This is a genomic window from Clostridium sp. 001, assembly GCF_019056555.1.
In the GTDB taxonomy this organism is placed as follows: Bacteria; Bacillota; Clostridia; order Clostridiales; family Clostridiaceae; genus Clostridium_B; species Clostridium_B ragsdalei.
This window is the reverse complement of the sequence record NZ_CP020473.1, coordinates 1-14,033: the sequence shown is the minus strand read 5'-3', so window position 1 is coordinate 14,033 and position 14,033 is coordinate 1. Positions and strand designations below refer to the sequence as shown.

The following is a 14,033-nucleotide window of genomic DNA, read 5'->3' as shown; positions in this document are numbered from 1 at the left end:
TTAGATTTTCAAAATACTGAGCTTTAGACTTATAAGAAGTTTTTAGTGTGATGATTTTTGTTAGTATATGGCTGGCATAAGTAAACTTTCAAACTAGAAACTCTATATAGGGTTTCTAAGTGATAATTTAACTTATACTAGGAAACTTCTAGCATAAGCTAATGAATGAATCTTAGCAAAATTAGAATTAAGTTCGTCAAAAAGAATTTTAATATCTGATACTAATTCCCATATACAACTTCTAGCAGATGGTTTAAACAACTTTGCTTTTAGGTTTCTCCACATATTTTCTTGAGGGTTCATATATGGGGAATACCTTGGTAGAAGTACTACCTTCAATTTATCTTTGTTATCATAGTAAAAGCTTTGCATTAGCTTACTTGTATGGGTTTTAGCATTATCCATAAATATTACAATTTTTTTATTAGGATTAAGTTCCATCAGATATTCTATATGCGACTTAATTTTTTCAGATGTTATAGATTCTTGGGAAGAATAAACATCATTGACAGTATGAAAATTATTTAAAATTGAAGTAGACCCTACAATATTTACCCCTTTATGCGAAGCATTCTTCTCTAGTATAGGGGGATTACCTACAGGGCTCCAAGATGAATAGTTGTCCGACTCTATGCTGATACCAGTCTCATCTAATGCATATACAATAGTATCAGATGAAGACTCTAAAGTATCTAGCAGTTTTGGCATTTTTTTTAAAAGCTTCTTGTTCATCTTTATCAGCTTTTGTAGGTTTATGTTGAGATCTTTTATAAGATATATTATGAGATATTAAAATGGATCTGATAGTTTCATTACAAACTTTTACTCCATATGTTTTTTCAACATATAGAGCTAAAAGCGCTAAAGTCCAAGTATGACATGTAAAATCAAAATCTATAGGGGATTTTTTTAGAACTACGTCTATAAGATCATCAACTATTTCTGGTTCTAATTTAGCTTCACTACCGCCACGATGATCTTTTATAGCTTTGATGCCAACTTCGTTCCAATTTTTAATATGTTTAACTATAGATACTTTACTTAGACCTGTTTCTATCATAATATCTCTATTTGAGCATCCTCGATATCTCATAGTAACCACAGCTAATACTAATCTAGTAAATTTAGAATTCGTAGTGTTTTTTAGCTCAATTAAATCTTCAATTTTATAATCATACAGTGATTCTATTTCAAATGATTTTCTTCCCATAATTAAAACTCCTTTCTCCGTACATTTAGTATTTGGAGAAGAATTTTAATTATTCTGTATAAGTTAATATTTTAGTTAGAAACCCTATATTATTTTTAGTTTACTTTATTTTTTATTTACATAATATTTATTATTTTAACAATTTATATTACATTACATCTTTCTTTAAATAAAAGTCATAATTATCACATTAATTGATAATTATGACTTTTAAGTCTTCTCTTAATTATATTTTTGTTATTAACATTGTTTATACTGTGGTTCTTCTTGCTGTATGAACTTTTGTCTTCCTTGAAGTATTTGAAGAGCGTCATCCAAATTTGTTGCTATTTGGTGAAAATCTTTTTTAGCACTTTTGTCCTGTGTCTCCAGTTCAAATGTCTTCATAGTTGCAGCCGCACTTTGAATTCCTGCTATTGCTTGCTGCATTTGAGTTCCAACTGTCATTTATTATCACCTCCTTTAAATTATCCTTTAGGTTTAAATATTAAAGCCCCTATAAATCCAAAAATCACAGCAGCAGAAATACCAGCACTGGTAATCTCAAAAATTCCTGTTAGCACACCTATTATTCCATATTCATCTGCTTCCATCATGGCTCCTTTAACCAACGAATTTCCAAAACTACTTATTGGTACAGAAGCACCGGCACCAGCAAATTTTACTAAAGGATCATATAATCCTAGCCCTCCAAGGATAGCTCCTACTACTACAAGAGTAGTTGTTGTATGTGCCGGTGTGAGCTTAAATACGTCCATCATTATCTGACCTATTACACATATTCCTCCACCTACTAAAAATGCCCAAAGAAATTTTTCCATATGAATGCACCTCTTTTCTATGCTTCTATAGATACTGCATGAGCTACAGATGGTATACTTTCTTTTTGTTGATATGACATAGGTGACATAAGGGCTCCTGTTGCCACTACCAATATTTTATTTAACTTTTTTTTCTTCATTTCCTTAAAAAAATGTCCATAGGTTACTGTAGCAGAACATGCACATCCGCTGCCACCTGAAAATACAGGTTGATCTTTGTTATATATTAGCTTTCCACAGTCTTTAAATACTCCTTCTTGAAACTTAAATCCATCCTTTTTTAAAATTTCTTCTGCTATGTCATGGCCTATTTTCCCTAAATCTCCTGTGGCTATTATGTCATAATAAGAAGGATCTCTATTTAAATCTCTAAAATGAGCTTCTATTGTATCTACTGCCGCTGCTGCCATAGCAGCACCCATATTAAATGGATCAGAAATTCCCATGTCTACTACTTTACCTATAGTAGCTGATGTAACTTTAGGTCCAGTACCTTTTCCAACTACTGCAGCTCCTGCTCCTGTTACCGTCCATTGAGCTGTAGGTGGCTTCTGTCCTCCATACTCTGTAGGGTATCTAAACTGTTTTTCTGTAGCAGCATTATGGCTGGATGTTCCACAAAGAACGTATTCTGCTGCACCATTATCTATGAGCAACGACGATATAGCTAACCCTTCCATAGAACTTGAACAAGCTCCAAATATACCTAAATACGGTATGCTTAAAGTTCTAGCAGCAAAACTACTGATAACTATCTGATTCATAAGATCTCCACTTATGAAAAAATTTATACTTTCTTTTTTTACTTTTGCATTTTTTATAGCAATCTGACAAGCTTCCTCCAATAACTTTTTTTCAGATTTTTCAAAACTATCCTGACCAAGCCATATATCTTCATGAAGCAAGTCAAAATCTTTAGCTAAAGCACCTTTTGCTTCAAACGGTCCTCCTACTGCACCACATCCAAGTATAGTCGGTTTAGATTCAAATACCCATGATTGATGACCTTGAATCATTTACATCCCACCTAACCATTTAATAATTACTTTTATAGTACCAACTACAAAAGCAGAAAAAACTCCAAAAGTTATTACAGGACCTGCAATTTTAAACATATTTCCTCCTACACCAAGAACGAATCCTTCGCTTCTATGTTCTATAGCAGCAGATGCAATGGAATTTGCAAAACCAGTAACAGGAATAGATGTTCCTGCCCCAGCCCATTGTGCAATATGATCAAACACTCCAAACCCTGTAAGTAATACAGCAATTATTATTAAAACTGCAGATGTCGGATTACCAGCGTTGGCTTCTGTAAATTTAAAATACTTTATAAATATAATTTGAAGTCCCTGACCAAAAGCACAAATACTTCCGCCAACCAAAAATGCCTTCAGACTATTTTTAAGAACATTTCTTTTTATCTCTTTTGTTTTAGCCAAGTTTTGATACTCCTGTTGTACAGGAGTCAGCTTTTTATTTTTTTTATTAGACATTTTATCACCTTCTATTTCAATAAATAGGGTTTTAACTTTATTAATACATTCTTTAAAATATCAGAGTCCTTTTTATACATATCTTTTACCTTTTTATCCTGAGTTTCAAGTGCAAATGACATCAAATCTGCCTGAGCCTTTTCCAGATTGGCATAGAGAATTTTTCTAACATTTGATTGGGGAGTTTGAATTAAATCATCAAATAAATCTATGTAGAGCTCGCCTTTTGAATTAACCTGACCTATAAATACATTATCCAAAGATACACCTTTAGATTCTAACTGTACATCAAGCCATCCTTGATTTAGTCCTAAATTGCTCAAAGATTCATTTATTACATTTCCGTCCAATATTACAGTCTGCGGTGCTCCTTCTTGACATACTTCTATCTGAAGATCATTTGGGGTAAGTGGCCTTTTATCTGATTTCATCAGTATATTTATATCTCCTGTAGACTCCATCATGGCAAATTCCACATCTGCTAAATTAAATACATTTTTTGAGCGAAGTTCCCTTAATAAGTCTTCACCGCTGCATCCAATTTTACTTAAATTTTCTTCCATTACTTTTCCTTCTTTTACAACTACAACTCCTTCACCCTTTAGCAAATTGCATATAAACTTACTTTTCATAGAAGCATATTCTAAAATTAATGGGAGTAACATCCATACAGCTATAGCCAGAATACCAATTACCCAGTTATATATAACATTTGTACACGTTAGTGCTATTAAAACCGCTATTACACTATAGTTTATAAAATTAAAAGGGGTTATCCTCCTGGGATGCTTTTTCCCAACTATTGTTATAAAAAATAAGGTAACAAAAAATAGTACCGTAGATTTTAACAAAATTATAATCCAAATTTTCATATATTATTCCCCCAAATCAGTTCTGTTTATATTGAGGCTCTTCATATTCTAAATATTTCAATCTATCATTTAGATTCTTTGTAACACCATCTACAGCATCCAGTGCCTCTTTGTACACATTCTTTACTTTTTTATCCTGTTCTTGAAGAGAATATACTCTCAAAGTACTTTCAGCACCTTTAAGAACAGCCAGTGTCTGTTTTACTTGAGATCCTACAGTCAATTTATTAAGCCCTCCCTCACATTTCTTATAAAATTGCTAACCAACTTTTCTAATATAGTTTTACCCTGTTTAAATAGAATTATTACACATAATTTATGTACACTTATATTTAAATTTTTTAAATAAAAAAAGGCCCAAAAAATAATAATATTTTTAAAGGCCTTTTTTTATTTAGTACATATAACTAATACGCTATTTCTGTCTTTATAACTTTAATGTCTTCTTCACCTTTATTGCAAAGTTTAATATTAAAAGGATCACCATTAACCAAAGTGGTTACAGCTAATGTATCTTTATTGTTAAGATACACCTTCATATCACTAATATAAGCTTCCACTTTTTCACCCAAAATATAAAATACATATGTAATTTGTTTTATATCTTTTTCTCTATTAATATGTTCACCTGGATTAAGTTTTTCTTCATACATTTTTTTACCTTCAAAAATGTATGTTTCTATTTTTCCCTGGCATCCAGGAGCCATCATTAAGTTAAAATCTGTTACCTTTCCAAAACTTTTAGTATTCCAATCGCCCATAAAATTATCCTGTTCAAAAGGCTTTAAATCTTTTTCATAGTGTCCCTCATGATGAAGAGTTAAATTCCCGTCTATACTCATTATGATTCTAGCAATTCCAGGTAAATGAGTGAATACAGATTCTTCATCTATAACCTTTGCAGAACTTAATCTCCATTTAAAATTTCTTTCAGCATATTTTGCTTCATAAGGATATATTAAAAGCTCTGTAGTAGTCCCTCCCGACCATCTGCTTGTCTTATATTCATCCGACCTTATAATTTTTACTGTATTCATCATATTACGCATCTCCTCATACATATAGATTTAATTCTAGATAAAGTATATCACAACAAATTTTATTTTAATTTCTATTCCAAAATAAACAGGAAGTAAATGTGCCTACTATTATTATCCCTAGTATGGTTTCCATAATTACCATAAAACGCACTATAATAGAATTAGGCAAAATATCACCATATCCCAGTGTGGTTATAGTTACAGCACTAAAATATATAAAATTCTCTATTGGATATTTGAAGTTTCCACAAACCACTGATTTAAGTACTAGAGGACTATTGTCCAAAAATGATATAGAATTTTCAACAAGCTTTGAAAAATAAAAGCTTAGTGGATAATAATAGTATTCTTCTTTGAAAAATTTACTTTTAAGCATAGTATAATCATTTACCCACATATATTTAGTATCCACTTTTCTTAACTGATTTGCTTGACTTTTTTTATAACACTTAAAGCTTTTATAGATTTCATTTTCATTTACTGTATAAAAGCATATTTTTAATTTACAACTGCTAAATTTACTATTAACCCTATCTTCTCCCATATCTTCTACACTTATATGGGTTACGCCCTTATCTTTTAACAATGTACTATAATAATTGGCCCATAATTTTCCTAAAGATTTATCAAAGGAAAATACCTTTATAGAAGAACCTGAATCGTCTACAATTTCTAAATTTGCAAAAGGTCTTTTGTATTCATCAGAATTTATTAAATCTTCCACAGTGCTTTTCAATTCTTTGCTTTTAATTTTAATGTTTAGATTTTTTTTAAATACATCTACTTTTGTAGTCATATTTACATCTTTTTGAAATACAAAAAAATCTCCCCTAGAATTATTTGCAATGCTCCAATAGATAAGCCCAAATAGAAATAATACAGTTACATAGGAAAATGCCAATACAGACAAAATGGTTTTCTTTTTAATTTTATATATACTAATAAACTTCTTCATAAACATACCTCTATCTATTGTATATATATTTATACTTTTTGAAAAAGTTTATTATCACATTTTCCTATTAATTTTTCACCCTAGTCTAACTGTTTCTAACCTTCACCTTAGTCCCTTCTTTTGAGTCTATTATATCTATTCCCATGGATTTAAGTTCATCCCTAATAACATCTGCCTTATGCCAATCCTTGTTGTTTCTTGCATCATTTCTTTCACATATGAGTCTTTTGATATCTTCTGAATCCAACTTTTCTAAATTATGATTGCTTAGCTTTAAAAGATCCAGTGAAAAACAGTATCAAAACTTTCTATAAGTAAGCTTTTTTCCTTACTTGTCAATTCATTATCTTTTATAACTTCAAATAACACAGTAAATGCATTTGGTATATTCAAATCATCACTTATCTTTTCCTGAAATTTATTTTTATACTTATTAACAAGTTTCTCATCTGCCCTTTCATTTTCTTTTACATTTGAAACTATATCTGCAACTTTCTCCTTTAATTTTTTATAAGCTAACTGTGCCTGCCTTAATGCATCAAAACTAAACATAAGTTGTTTTCTATACCTAGATTGAAGACAAAAGTATCTATAATCCATAGGTGAGAAGCCCTCCTTTTCAATTTTAGAAAGAGTTAAAAAATCACCTTTTGATTTAGACATTTTGCCATCAGATAATACTAAAAATTCTCCATGCATCCAATAATTCACCCATTTGTGTCCAAGTACTGCTTCTGATTCAGCTATTTCATTTGTATGATGTACTGGAATATGATCTACTCCGCCGCAGTGTATATCTATTTTATCTCCTAAGTATTTTATTGACATAGCAGAACATTCTATATGCCAGCCAGGAAAGCCTTTTCCCCAAGGGGAATTCCACTGCATTATTTGATCTTTAAATTTAGAATTTGTAAACCAAAGTACAAAATCCAGCGGATTTTTCTTATTCTCATCCACATCTATTCTAGCTCCTGCCTCTAATTCTTCCATACTTAAATTAGCTAGTTTATTATAATCTTTAAATTTATCAATTTCATAATACACATTTCCATTTGATGTGTAGGTATATCCCTTTTCCTCCAGTGTCTTAATTATATCTATCATGTCTTGAATATGATCTGTGGCCTTACAAACTATATCAGGTTTTCTTATATTAAGTTTATGACAATCCTTAAAAAAAGCATTCTCATAAAATTTAGCAATCTCCCATACAGTTTTATTTTCACGTTCAGCCCCTATTTGCATCTTATCTTCACCTGTATCTGCATCAGATTGCAAATGTCCTACATCAGTTATATTCATAACATGCTTAACTTTGTAGTGACCATATTCAAAAGCTTTCTTTAATATATCTTCAAAAATATATGTTCTTAAATTCCCTATATGAGCATAATTATAAACTGTAGGACCGCAGGTATAAATTCCAACTTTTCCTTCATTTACAGGAACAAATTTTTCTTTTTTTCTACTCATTGTATTATAAACGTAAAAATTCATAGTATATCTCCCCTTACTAGGCATAAACTGTTAAAATTGTGTTATAAATAAATATTATCACAATTTTAATATAATTCAATAATCTCACATGTCCTATTTTACATAATCCCTTATATAATTGTGAAAATCCCAAAGATGCAAAAACCTTTCTGAACTACTATATCCTGATTGGAAAAGTTTCATCCTCATTTTACTGGATATATTAAATTCTGTGCTTCTAACTCCTAATGTTGGAATAAATACAGTTCTAACTGCATATTTATCCTTCACATACACTTCTTCATTTTTATCTACCATAGTCCCAAATATATCAAATAAGTAAGAAACAAAATCCATCTTTTTTGATTCTCCATAGCTTATATCCTCTTCCGCTAATTTAAATCCTATTGTAGGGAACTCCGGGACTTCCTCTGTATCAAATATCCATATTGGAAAATTACTGAGTATGCCCCCATCAACTATATAGCTGCATTCGCCTTTATAATAAAATTTTACCGGTTTAAAATAAAGGGGGATACTTATACTCATTCTAACTGCTTCTGCTATTTCAAACTTCATAGGATCTATACCGTATTCTTTTAAATCATCTGGTAATATTATCATTCTCTTTTTAGTTATATCTGATGCTACTATTTTAAGAGGTGACTTTCCATCTACACTTATATCTCCAAAAGTTCTTTTTCCCTTTTTAGATATGAGTTCTTCAATATATTTTTTTACAGCATCTGAAGAATATATTCCCTTATCTTTAAAAAGTGTAAAAGACTTTTTAATTAAAGAAAGTTCTCTTATCCATTTTTTTTTAAAGAATATATCTCTGTCTAGATTCATAGCTATGTTTTTCAACTCTTCTCCACTATACCCTACTGCTAAAAGTGAAGCTATTACCGCTCCAGCAGAAGTTCCTGCAAACTTGTTCCACTTATATCCCATTTTTTCAAAACAACATACTGCTCCTATAAGTCCTATTCCCTTCATTCCTCCACCTTCAAATACAGCATTTGCTATCATAAAACCACCTCAATATATAAATATGTAAATTTTCATATATTGGATACTTAAAAATCAATTATAGAATATTATTCAAAATAAGTGGGAAGCTATAATTATAATTATTGATATTATATTAAAAGAAGGGAGATTGTCAAAATGCGAATTGAAATTTACTATAAAGGCATTAAAAACGCCAATGAAGCTGTAAAAAAACTTAAAAGTGAAGGATTTAGCCATACTGCTGTGGATTTAAATGACAATTATATAGACCCCTTAAGCTCTAATTCAGATTTTGGTATAAATTTTTCAAATGTAATAAATTCCTCAGGAGTTTCCTATACTTCATCCGGAAGGACTCTTCCATCTACAAGTCCTATGATAAGTGGTTTCGGTAGTTTTAGAGACCTTGAAAACACATCTTATAAAGTAATTGTAAATTCTAATTCTTTAGATAATGAAAAATTGAAAGAAACCATAAAAAAAACTGGTGGAAAAATCAAAAATTATATTTCAAATAATGAAAGTAAAATTGGAGATAATAGTTTACTTTAATTTTAAGTAAACATAATAATTTTTACGTTAATTAAAAACCTCACATAAGTATCTTAAAATTTTATAACTCATTATGTGAGGTTCTCTTTTTAAATTTTCTGATTATCATTCTGTGGAATTTTATCTTTGTCCTTATTTATTTCCCCTGCAACAGATTGTCTTAATTGTTCTATTTGAGCAGTAGTCAAATCAGGCAATATTTTTAATATTTCTTCTTCAAATTTTTTTTGTTTGTTAGAAATAGTACTTTTTATGTTTGAATTTATCCTAAAATATTCATCTACAACCCTCCACACTTCCCTGGCAACTTGCAGCCATCCATTATATCTATTAATACGTATTTTTTGTATAACCTCCTCTTTTCTTTTCTCAACTAATACTACAATGGCATCTCCAATAGCTTTAATTACTGCAACTAACACCCCTACTATGACAGTTATAGCTATAGGAACAATTCCATTAATAATACTCTGTAACATTTACAAGTTCCCCCTTAAATTTACTTCAAATGTCTGTTACCAATTAGTTTATTAATGTAATACACGTAATGTTCCTATTATTGTATACGTAAACATATATATTGATAAAAAATAGACTAGCATACTGACTTGTTATTTCTTTGAAAATGCCTTATAGCAAGAGCTGCAGCTCCAATAGCCCCAGAATCTTCTCCTAAAAGTGCAGAAAGTATCTTAGTGTTTTCACTTATAGATTGAAAACATCTTTTTTTCACAACCTGTTTTACTTTACTTAAAACTATACTTCCACCCTTGGAGACCCCTCCTCCTATTACAACTACTTCCGGATCAAAGCAAGTGACTACATTTGCCACACATATTCCAAGATAATTTAAAGCTATGTCTAATATATTTTTAGATACTCCATCTCCAAGTTCTGCCTCTTTAAACACTTCTTTTGAAGTTATATTCTTATATTTAGAAAGAGAAGTACATTCTCCTGTTTTTACTGCTTTTTTTGCTTCTCGTGCTATAGCAGTACCGGATGCAAGTACCTCTGCACATCCATAATTTCCGCAGTTACATAGGGGACCTTCTTTTTCTAAAGTCATATGCCCTACTTCCAGTGCATTTTTAGTATTACCTCTATATATTCTACCATTTAATATAGCTCCTCCCCCTATTCCTGTAGAAACTGTTATGAATACCATGTTTTCACTGTCCTTGCCTGAACCAAACATATATTCCCCTAGTGCCGCTGCATTTGCATCATTATCTAAATATACGGGAATCTTAAAATTATCCTTTATAGGTTTTACAATATTAAAATTTCTAAAAGGCAAATTTGGGGTGCATATTATCTCGCCTTTATCTATATTAAGCGGACCTGGAGATCCGATTCCCACGCCTACTATTGCTTTTCTGTCAACTTTACACTCCTCAATTACCTTCTCAATAATCTCTATCATTCTATTTAATATGAAGTTTTCCCCTTTTTCCGCTTCCGTTGGCAAAGTAGCCTTACATATTACTTGTCCCATGAAGTTTACAACAGCAGCACAAATTTTGGTACCACCTAAGTCAATTCCCACTACATATTTATCTTTCAAGTTATCTTCTCTCCTCTCCATATAATATCTCCATCAAAATATAATATATCACATATTTATATCATTAACTAATTTTTATAAAAAGGTATATATCTACATAAAGTTACTCAAAATAACTTAAATTAGAGTTATTAAGTTGGATTAATATACACATATTATAGATATGTATTTTTTATATATTTTGGAGGAAGTATTATGTTAGAAAAATTTGTAGATGTTTTAATTGGTAAACCACTGCCAAATGAACAAACATCACATGAAAAATATAATATTTTGTTTGGATTAGCAATTATGGCTAGTGATGCTATTTCATCAGTTGCATATGCAGCAGAAGAAATTTTAGTCGTATTAATAGGCGTATTAGGTTTAGTTGCCTACAACTGGCTTGGATGGGTTTCATTAATGATTATAGGCTTATTGTTTATTCTCACCATATCATATGTTCAAATTATCAGAGCATACCCTCAAGGTGGAGGCGCCTATATAGTTGCCAAAGAAAATTTAGGGATAAGACCAGGATTAGTTGCTGCATCTGCATTATTAATAGATTATATATTGACGGTTGCAGTAAGTGCTAGTGCTGGAGTTTCAGCAATAATCTCAGCTTTTCCTACTTTAGGAATTCATAAGATTTCACTAGTAGTGGGATTAATTATCATACTTACTATCTTAAATTTAAGAGGTGTTAGTGAATCATCTAAAATATTTAGTATACCTACTTATCTCTTTATACTGGGTATGATAACTATGATTATATATGGTTTTATAAAATACTCTATATATGGTGCAGCTGCACCTATGATAAATACTTCTATTAAGGCAACGGGAACATTAAGTATATTTTTAATTCTTAGGGCTTTTTCTTCAGGTTGTTCAGCGCTAACGGGATTAGAAGCAGTAAGTAATGCAGTTCCTAATTTTAAAGAACCTAGCCAAAAAAATGCTAAAATGGTTATGATATTATTATCAAGTTTAATATTGTTTATCTTTGGTGGCACTTCACTGCTTGCTAGATTTTATCATGCTGTACCAACAAAAAATGTTACAGTTCTATCCCAAATAGCACTTGGTGTATTTGGCAGAAACTTTATGTACTATTTTATACAGATTACTACATCCATAATATTAATAATGGCATGTAATACAGCTTTTACAGGATTTCCTATGCTAATGTACGTTGTTGCTAGAGATGGATTTGCACCAAGACAATTCACTATGAAAGGTAAGAGATTAAGCTTCTCAATAGGCATTGAAGTATTATCCTTTATTGCAGGAATATTAGTACTTATATTTAAAGCAGATGTTCATAGCCTAATCCCTCTATATTCAGTAGGTGTTTTCTTGTCCTTTACTTTAGCACAAACGGGAATGGTGCTGCATTGGAAGAGTAGTACTGAACCTGGATGGAAAAAGCGTGCTTTAATTAATGGTATAGGTGCCATAGTAACTATAATTACAACGCTTATAATTATATATGAAAAAGCATTAGCTGGTGCATGGATAGTTATTGCTTTAATTCCTATAATAGTTATTATTATGGCATCTATAAAGAGACATTATGATAAAGTGGCAGAACAGCTGAGGGCATCAAAAGAAGATATATTAAATATAGAGTTAGGTAAAAAATTTACACATATTTGCATAATTCCTATTGCAAGTTTAAATAAAGCAACGTTAAACGCTTTACAATATGCTAGGAGCATAACACCAGATGTAATAGCTTTAAATGTATCTATTGATAAAACTTCTACAGAAAAACTAAAAACTAAATGGGCTGAGTTAAATACAGATATATTACTAGTAACTAAGTATTCTCCTTATAGACAAATAATAACTCCATTACTTAAGTATATAGAGATCATATCAAATGCAGCTTCTGAGGATGAGAAAGTAACTATAATATTGCCACAATTTATAACACATAAGTGGTGGGGAAATTTTCTTCATAATCATACAGGATTTTTGCTTAGAGAAAACTTACTGAGAAATAAAAATATTGTAGTATCAACTTATCCTTATCATTTAAATGATGAAGAATTGAATTAACTTTAAGTGCCTGGCACCTAATGGAAATATTTTTCTTCCACTCGATGCCAGGCACCATTACTATGCTTCTACACTTTTTAATTTATCTTTATGATCTTTATTATCTATAATGGATTGGTAATACTTTTCACCCTTTTCCTTGTCATATACATGTTCCCAGTTGGCAACAAATATACTAGCTAAAGAATTTCCAACAACATTTACTACTGTTCTTCCCATATCTAAAAGACGATCAATTCCAGCTATAAAAGCAAGACCTTCTATTGGAATACCGCAAGTTCCTAATGTAGCTAGTAGTACTACAAAGAAGCCCCTGGGACACCTGCTATTCCCTTTGAAGTTATCATAAGTACTATTACTAAGCTTATTTGGGCTCCAATGGAAAGATGCATACCATATAACTGTGCTATAAATATAGCTGCCATAGATTCATAAAGTGTGGAACCATCAAGGTTAAAAGTATAACCTGTAGGAACTACAAAAGATACGTAGCACTTGGACATCCATACTTCTCCATTTTTGACATTAACCTTGGAAGTACTGTTTCTGAACTAGCTGTACTAAAAGCAAGCAAAAGCTCATCTTTCAATATTCTTATTATCCTAAATATACTATTTCCAACCAATTTTGCTGCTATCCCCATAAATACAAGTATAAAGAAAAATCATACCAGCATAAACTAATATCATTAGCTTTCCCAATGGAATAAGAGATTTAAGTCCAAAATTGCATACAGTGCAGCCAATTAATGCAAATACACCTATAGGTGCAGTTTTCATAATCTGGTTAGTTACCCAGAACATTGTATCTGCTACACCCTGGAAAAAGTTTAATATAGGTTTCCCTTTTTCTCCAATAGACGCAACTCCGAGTCCAAACATAACAGAGAAGAATATAATTGGAAGCATATCTCCTTTACTTAAAGAATCCATAATATTCGTAGGGAAAATATTTATTATAGTATCTACAAATCCCTTATTA

The 14,033-nt window shown here is 30.9% G+C and carries 16 protein-coding genes and 2 pseudogenes; 2 read left to right on the top strand and 16 right to left on the bottom strand.

The window, feature by feature from the left end; all coding sequences use genetic code 11:
• Positions 1 to 132 precede the first annotated feature (132 nt).
• The 12 genes and pseudogenes from B5S50_RS00085 to B5S50_RS00030 form a co-directional block, all read right to left on the bottom strand.
• The gene (locus B5S50_RS00085; protein WP_065079513.1) at positions 133 to 708 is read right to left on the bottom strand and encodes a transposase; all 576 of its coding nucleotides are present in this window, start codon (positions 706 to 708) and stop codon (positions 133 to 135) included.
• Positions 671 to 1,210 (bottom strand): winged helix-turn-helix domain-containing protein, encoded by a 540-nt coding sequence (locus B5S50_RS00080; protein WP_217302786.1) that lies wholly within the window; start codon positions 1,208 to 1,210, stop codon positions 671 to 673. The genes B5S50_RS00085 and B5S50_RS00080 overlap by 38 nt, the downstream gene beginning before the upstream one ends.
• A gap of 240 nt (positions 1,211 to 1,450) precedes the next feature.
• Entirely contained in the window at positions 1,451 to 1,657 is a 207-nt protein-coding gene (locus B5S50_RS00075) for a DUF1657 domain-containing protein (protein ID WP_065078204.1), read from the bottom strand.
• A gap of 20 nt (positions 1,658 to 1,677) precedes the next feature.
• Positions 1,678 to 2,031 carry a stage V sporulation protein AE gene (gene spoVAE, locus B5S50_RS00070; protein ID WP_065078205.1) on the bottom strand — a complete coding sequence of 118 codons (354 nt, stop codon included), beginning with the start codon at positions 2,029 to 2,031 and terminating at the stop codon, positions 1,678 to 1,680.
• Positions 2,032 to 2,048: 17 nt separating this feature from the next.
• Positions 2,049 to 3,047, bottom strand: a complete 999-nt coding sequence (gene spoVAD / locus B5S50_RS00065) for a stage V sporulation protein AD (RefSeq protein WP_065078206.1) — start codon at positions 3,045 to 3,047, stop codon at positions 2,049 to 2,051.
• Positions 3,048 to 3,527, bottom strand: coding sequence for a stage V sporulation protein AC (gene spoVAC / locus B5S50_RS00060; protein WP_065078207.1), 480 nt, complete (start codon positions 3,525 to 3,527; stop codon positions 3,048 to 3,050).
• Between the two features lie 11 nt (positions 3,528 to 3,538).
• Positions 3,539 to 4,399 carry a YetF domain-containing protein gene (locus B5S50_RS00055; protein WP_065078208.1) on the bottom strand — a complete coding sequence of 287 codons (861 nt, stop codon included), beginning with the start codon at positions 4,397 to 4,399 and terminating at the stop codon, positions 3,539 to 3,541.
• Between the two features lie 16 nt (positions 4,400 to 4,415).
• Positions 4,416 to 4,622 (bottom strand): DUF1657 domain-containing protein, encoded by a 207-nt coding sequence (locus tag B5S50_RS00050; protein WP_065078209.1) that lies wholly within the window; start codon positions 4,620 to 4,622, stop codon positions 4,416 to 4,418.
• Positions 4,623 to 4,806: 184 nt separating this feature from the next.
• Complete coding sequence (locus B5S50_RS00045) at positions 4,807 to 5,439, bottom strand: HutD family protein (protein WP_242872125.1); 633 nt, start codon at positions 5,437 to 5,439, stop codon at positions 4,807 to 4,809.
• A gap of 64 nt (positions 5,440 to 5,503) precedes the next feature.
• On the bottom strand, positions 5,504 to 6,394 hold the full coding sequence (locus B5S50_RS00040) for a potassium channel family protein (protein WP_065078210.1): 891 nt from the start codon (positions 6,392 to 6,394) through the stop codon (positions 5,504 to 5,506).
• A gap of 85 nt (positions 6,395 to 6,479) precedes the next feature.
• A pseudogene (gene cysS, locus B5S50_RS00035) lies at positions 6,480 to 7,894 on the bottom strand (cysteine--tRNA ligase).
• Positions 7,895 to 7,987: 93 nt separating this feature from the next.
• Positions 7,988 to 8,905, bottom strand: coding sequence for a patatin-like phospholipase family protein (locus B5S50_RS00030; protein ID WP_217302785.1), 918 nt, complete (start codon positions 8,903 to 8,905; stop codon positions 7,988 to 7,990).
• A gap of 138 nt (positions 8,906 to 9,043) precedes the next feature.
• Between B5S50_RS00030 and B5S50_RS00025 the strand changes: the two genes are divergently transcribed.
• On the top strand, positions 9,044 to 9,439 hold the full coding sequence (locus B5S50_RS00025; protein ID WP_065078213.1) for a hypothetical protein: 396 nt from the start codon (positions 9,044 to 9,046) through the stop codon (positions 9,437 to 9,439).
• A gap of 89 nt (positions 9,440 to 9,528) precedes the next feature.
• Here B5S50_RS00025 and B5S50_RS00020 read toward each other — a convergent pair whose 3' ends face one another.
• Together B5S50_RS00020 and B5S50_RS00015 are read right to left on the bottom strand one after the other, a co-directional pair.
• On the bottom strand, positions 9,529 to 9,918 hold the full coding sequence (locus B5S50_RS00020; RefSeq protein ID WP_065078214.1) for a hypothetical protein: 390 nt from the start codon (positions 9,916 to 9,918) through the stop codon (positions 9,529 to 9,531).
• A 116-nt stretch (positions 9,919 to 10,034) separates the two neighbouring features.
• The gene (locus B5S50_RS00015; RefSeq protein ID WP_065078250.1) at positions 10,035 to 11,006 is read right to left on the bottom strand and encodes an ROK family protein; all 972 of its coding nucleotides are present in this window, start codon (positions 11,004 to 11,006) and stop codon (positions 10,035 to 10,037) included.
• 195 nt (positions 11,007 to 11,201) lie between these two features.
• Between B5S50_RS00015 and B5S50_RS00010 the strand changes: the two genes are divergently transcribed.
• Positions 11,202 to 13,052, top strand: a complete 1,851-nt coding sequence (locus B5S50_RS00010) for an APC family permease (protein ID WP_217302784.1) — start codon at positions 11,202 to 11,204, stop codon at positions 13,050 to 13,052.
• Positions 13,053 to 13,112: 60 nt separating this feature from the next.
• Here B5S50_RS00010 and B5S50_RS21355 read toward each other — a convergent pair.
• Positions 13,113 to 13,695 (bottom strand): annotated as a pseudogene (locus tag B5S50_RS21355) (cation:dicarboxylase symporter family transporter).
• Complete coding sequence (locus B5S50_RS21350; protein WP_254306649.1) at positions 13,664 to 13,984, bottom strand: cation:dicarboxylase symporter family transporter; 321 nt, start codon at positions 13,982 to 13,984, stop codon at positions 13,664 to 13,666. The pseudogene B5S50_RS21355 and the gene B5S50_RS21350 overlap by 32 nt, the downstream one beginning before the upstream one ends.
• Between the last annotated feature and the right edge of the window lie 49 nt (positions 13,985 to 14,033).

Bases quoted from the DNA above. Each gene is read 5' to 3' on its own strand.
- B5S50_RS00085 (WP_065079513.1), bottom strand. From the start codon at position 708: ATGCCAAAACTGCTAGATACTTTAGAGTCTTCATCTGATACTATTGTA.
- B5S50_RS00080 (WP_217302786.1), bottom strand. From the start codon at position 1,210: ATGGGAAGAAAATCATTTGAAATAGAATCACTGTATGATTATAAAATT.
- B5S50_RS00075 (WP_065078204.1), bottom strand. From the start codon at position 1,657: ATGACAGTTGGAACTCAAATGCAGCAAGCAATAGCAGGAATTCAAAGT.
- spoVAE (WP_065078205.1), bottom strand. From the start codon at position 2,031: ATGGAAAAATTTCTTTGGGCATTTTTAGTAGGTGGAGGAATATGTGTA.
- spoVAD (WP_065078206.1), bottom strand. From the start codon at position 3,047: ATGATTCAAGGTCATCAATCATGGGTATTTGAATCTAAACCGACTATA.
- spoVAC (WP_065078207.1), bottom strand. From the start codon at position 3,527: ATGTCTAATAAAAAAAATAAAAAGCTGACTCCTGTACAACAGGAGTAT.
- B5S50_RS00055 (WP_065078208.1), bottom strand. From the start codon at position 4,399: ATGAAAATTTGGATTATAATTTTGTTAAAATCTACGGTACTATTTTTT.
- B5S50_RS00045 (WP_242872125.1), bottom strand. From the start codon at position 5,439: ATGATGAATACAGTAAAAATTATAAGGTCGGATGAATATAAGACAAGC.
- B5S50_RS00040 (WP_065078210.1), bottom strand. From the start codon at position 6,394: ATGAAGAAGTTTATTAGTATATATAAAATTAAAAAGAAAACCATTTTG.
- B5S50_RS00030 (WP_217302785.1), bottom strand. From the start codon at position 8,905: ATGATAGCAAATGCTGTATTTGAAGGTGGAGGAATGAAGGGAATAGGA.
- B5S50_RS00025 (WP_065078213.1), top strand. From the start codon at position 9,044: ATGCGAATTGAAATTTACTATAAAGGCATTAAAAACGCCAATGAAGCT.
- B5S50_RS00020 (WP_065078214.1), bottom strand. From the start codon at position 9,918: ATGTTACAGAGTATTATTAATGGAATTGTTCCTATAGCTATAACTGTC.
- B5S50_RS00010 (WP_217302784.1), top strand. From the start codon at position 11,202: ATGTTAGAAAAATTTGTAGATGTTTTAATTGGTAAACCACTGCCAAAT.
- B5S50_RS21350 (WP_254306649.1), bottom strand. From the start codon at position 13,984: ATGGATTCTTTAAGTAAAGGAGATATGCTTCCAATTATATTCTTCTCT.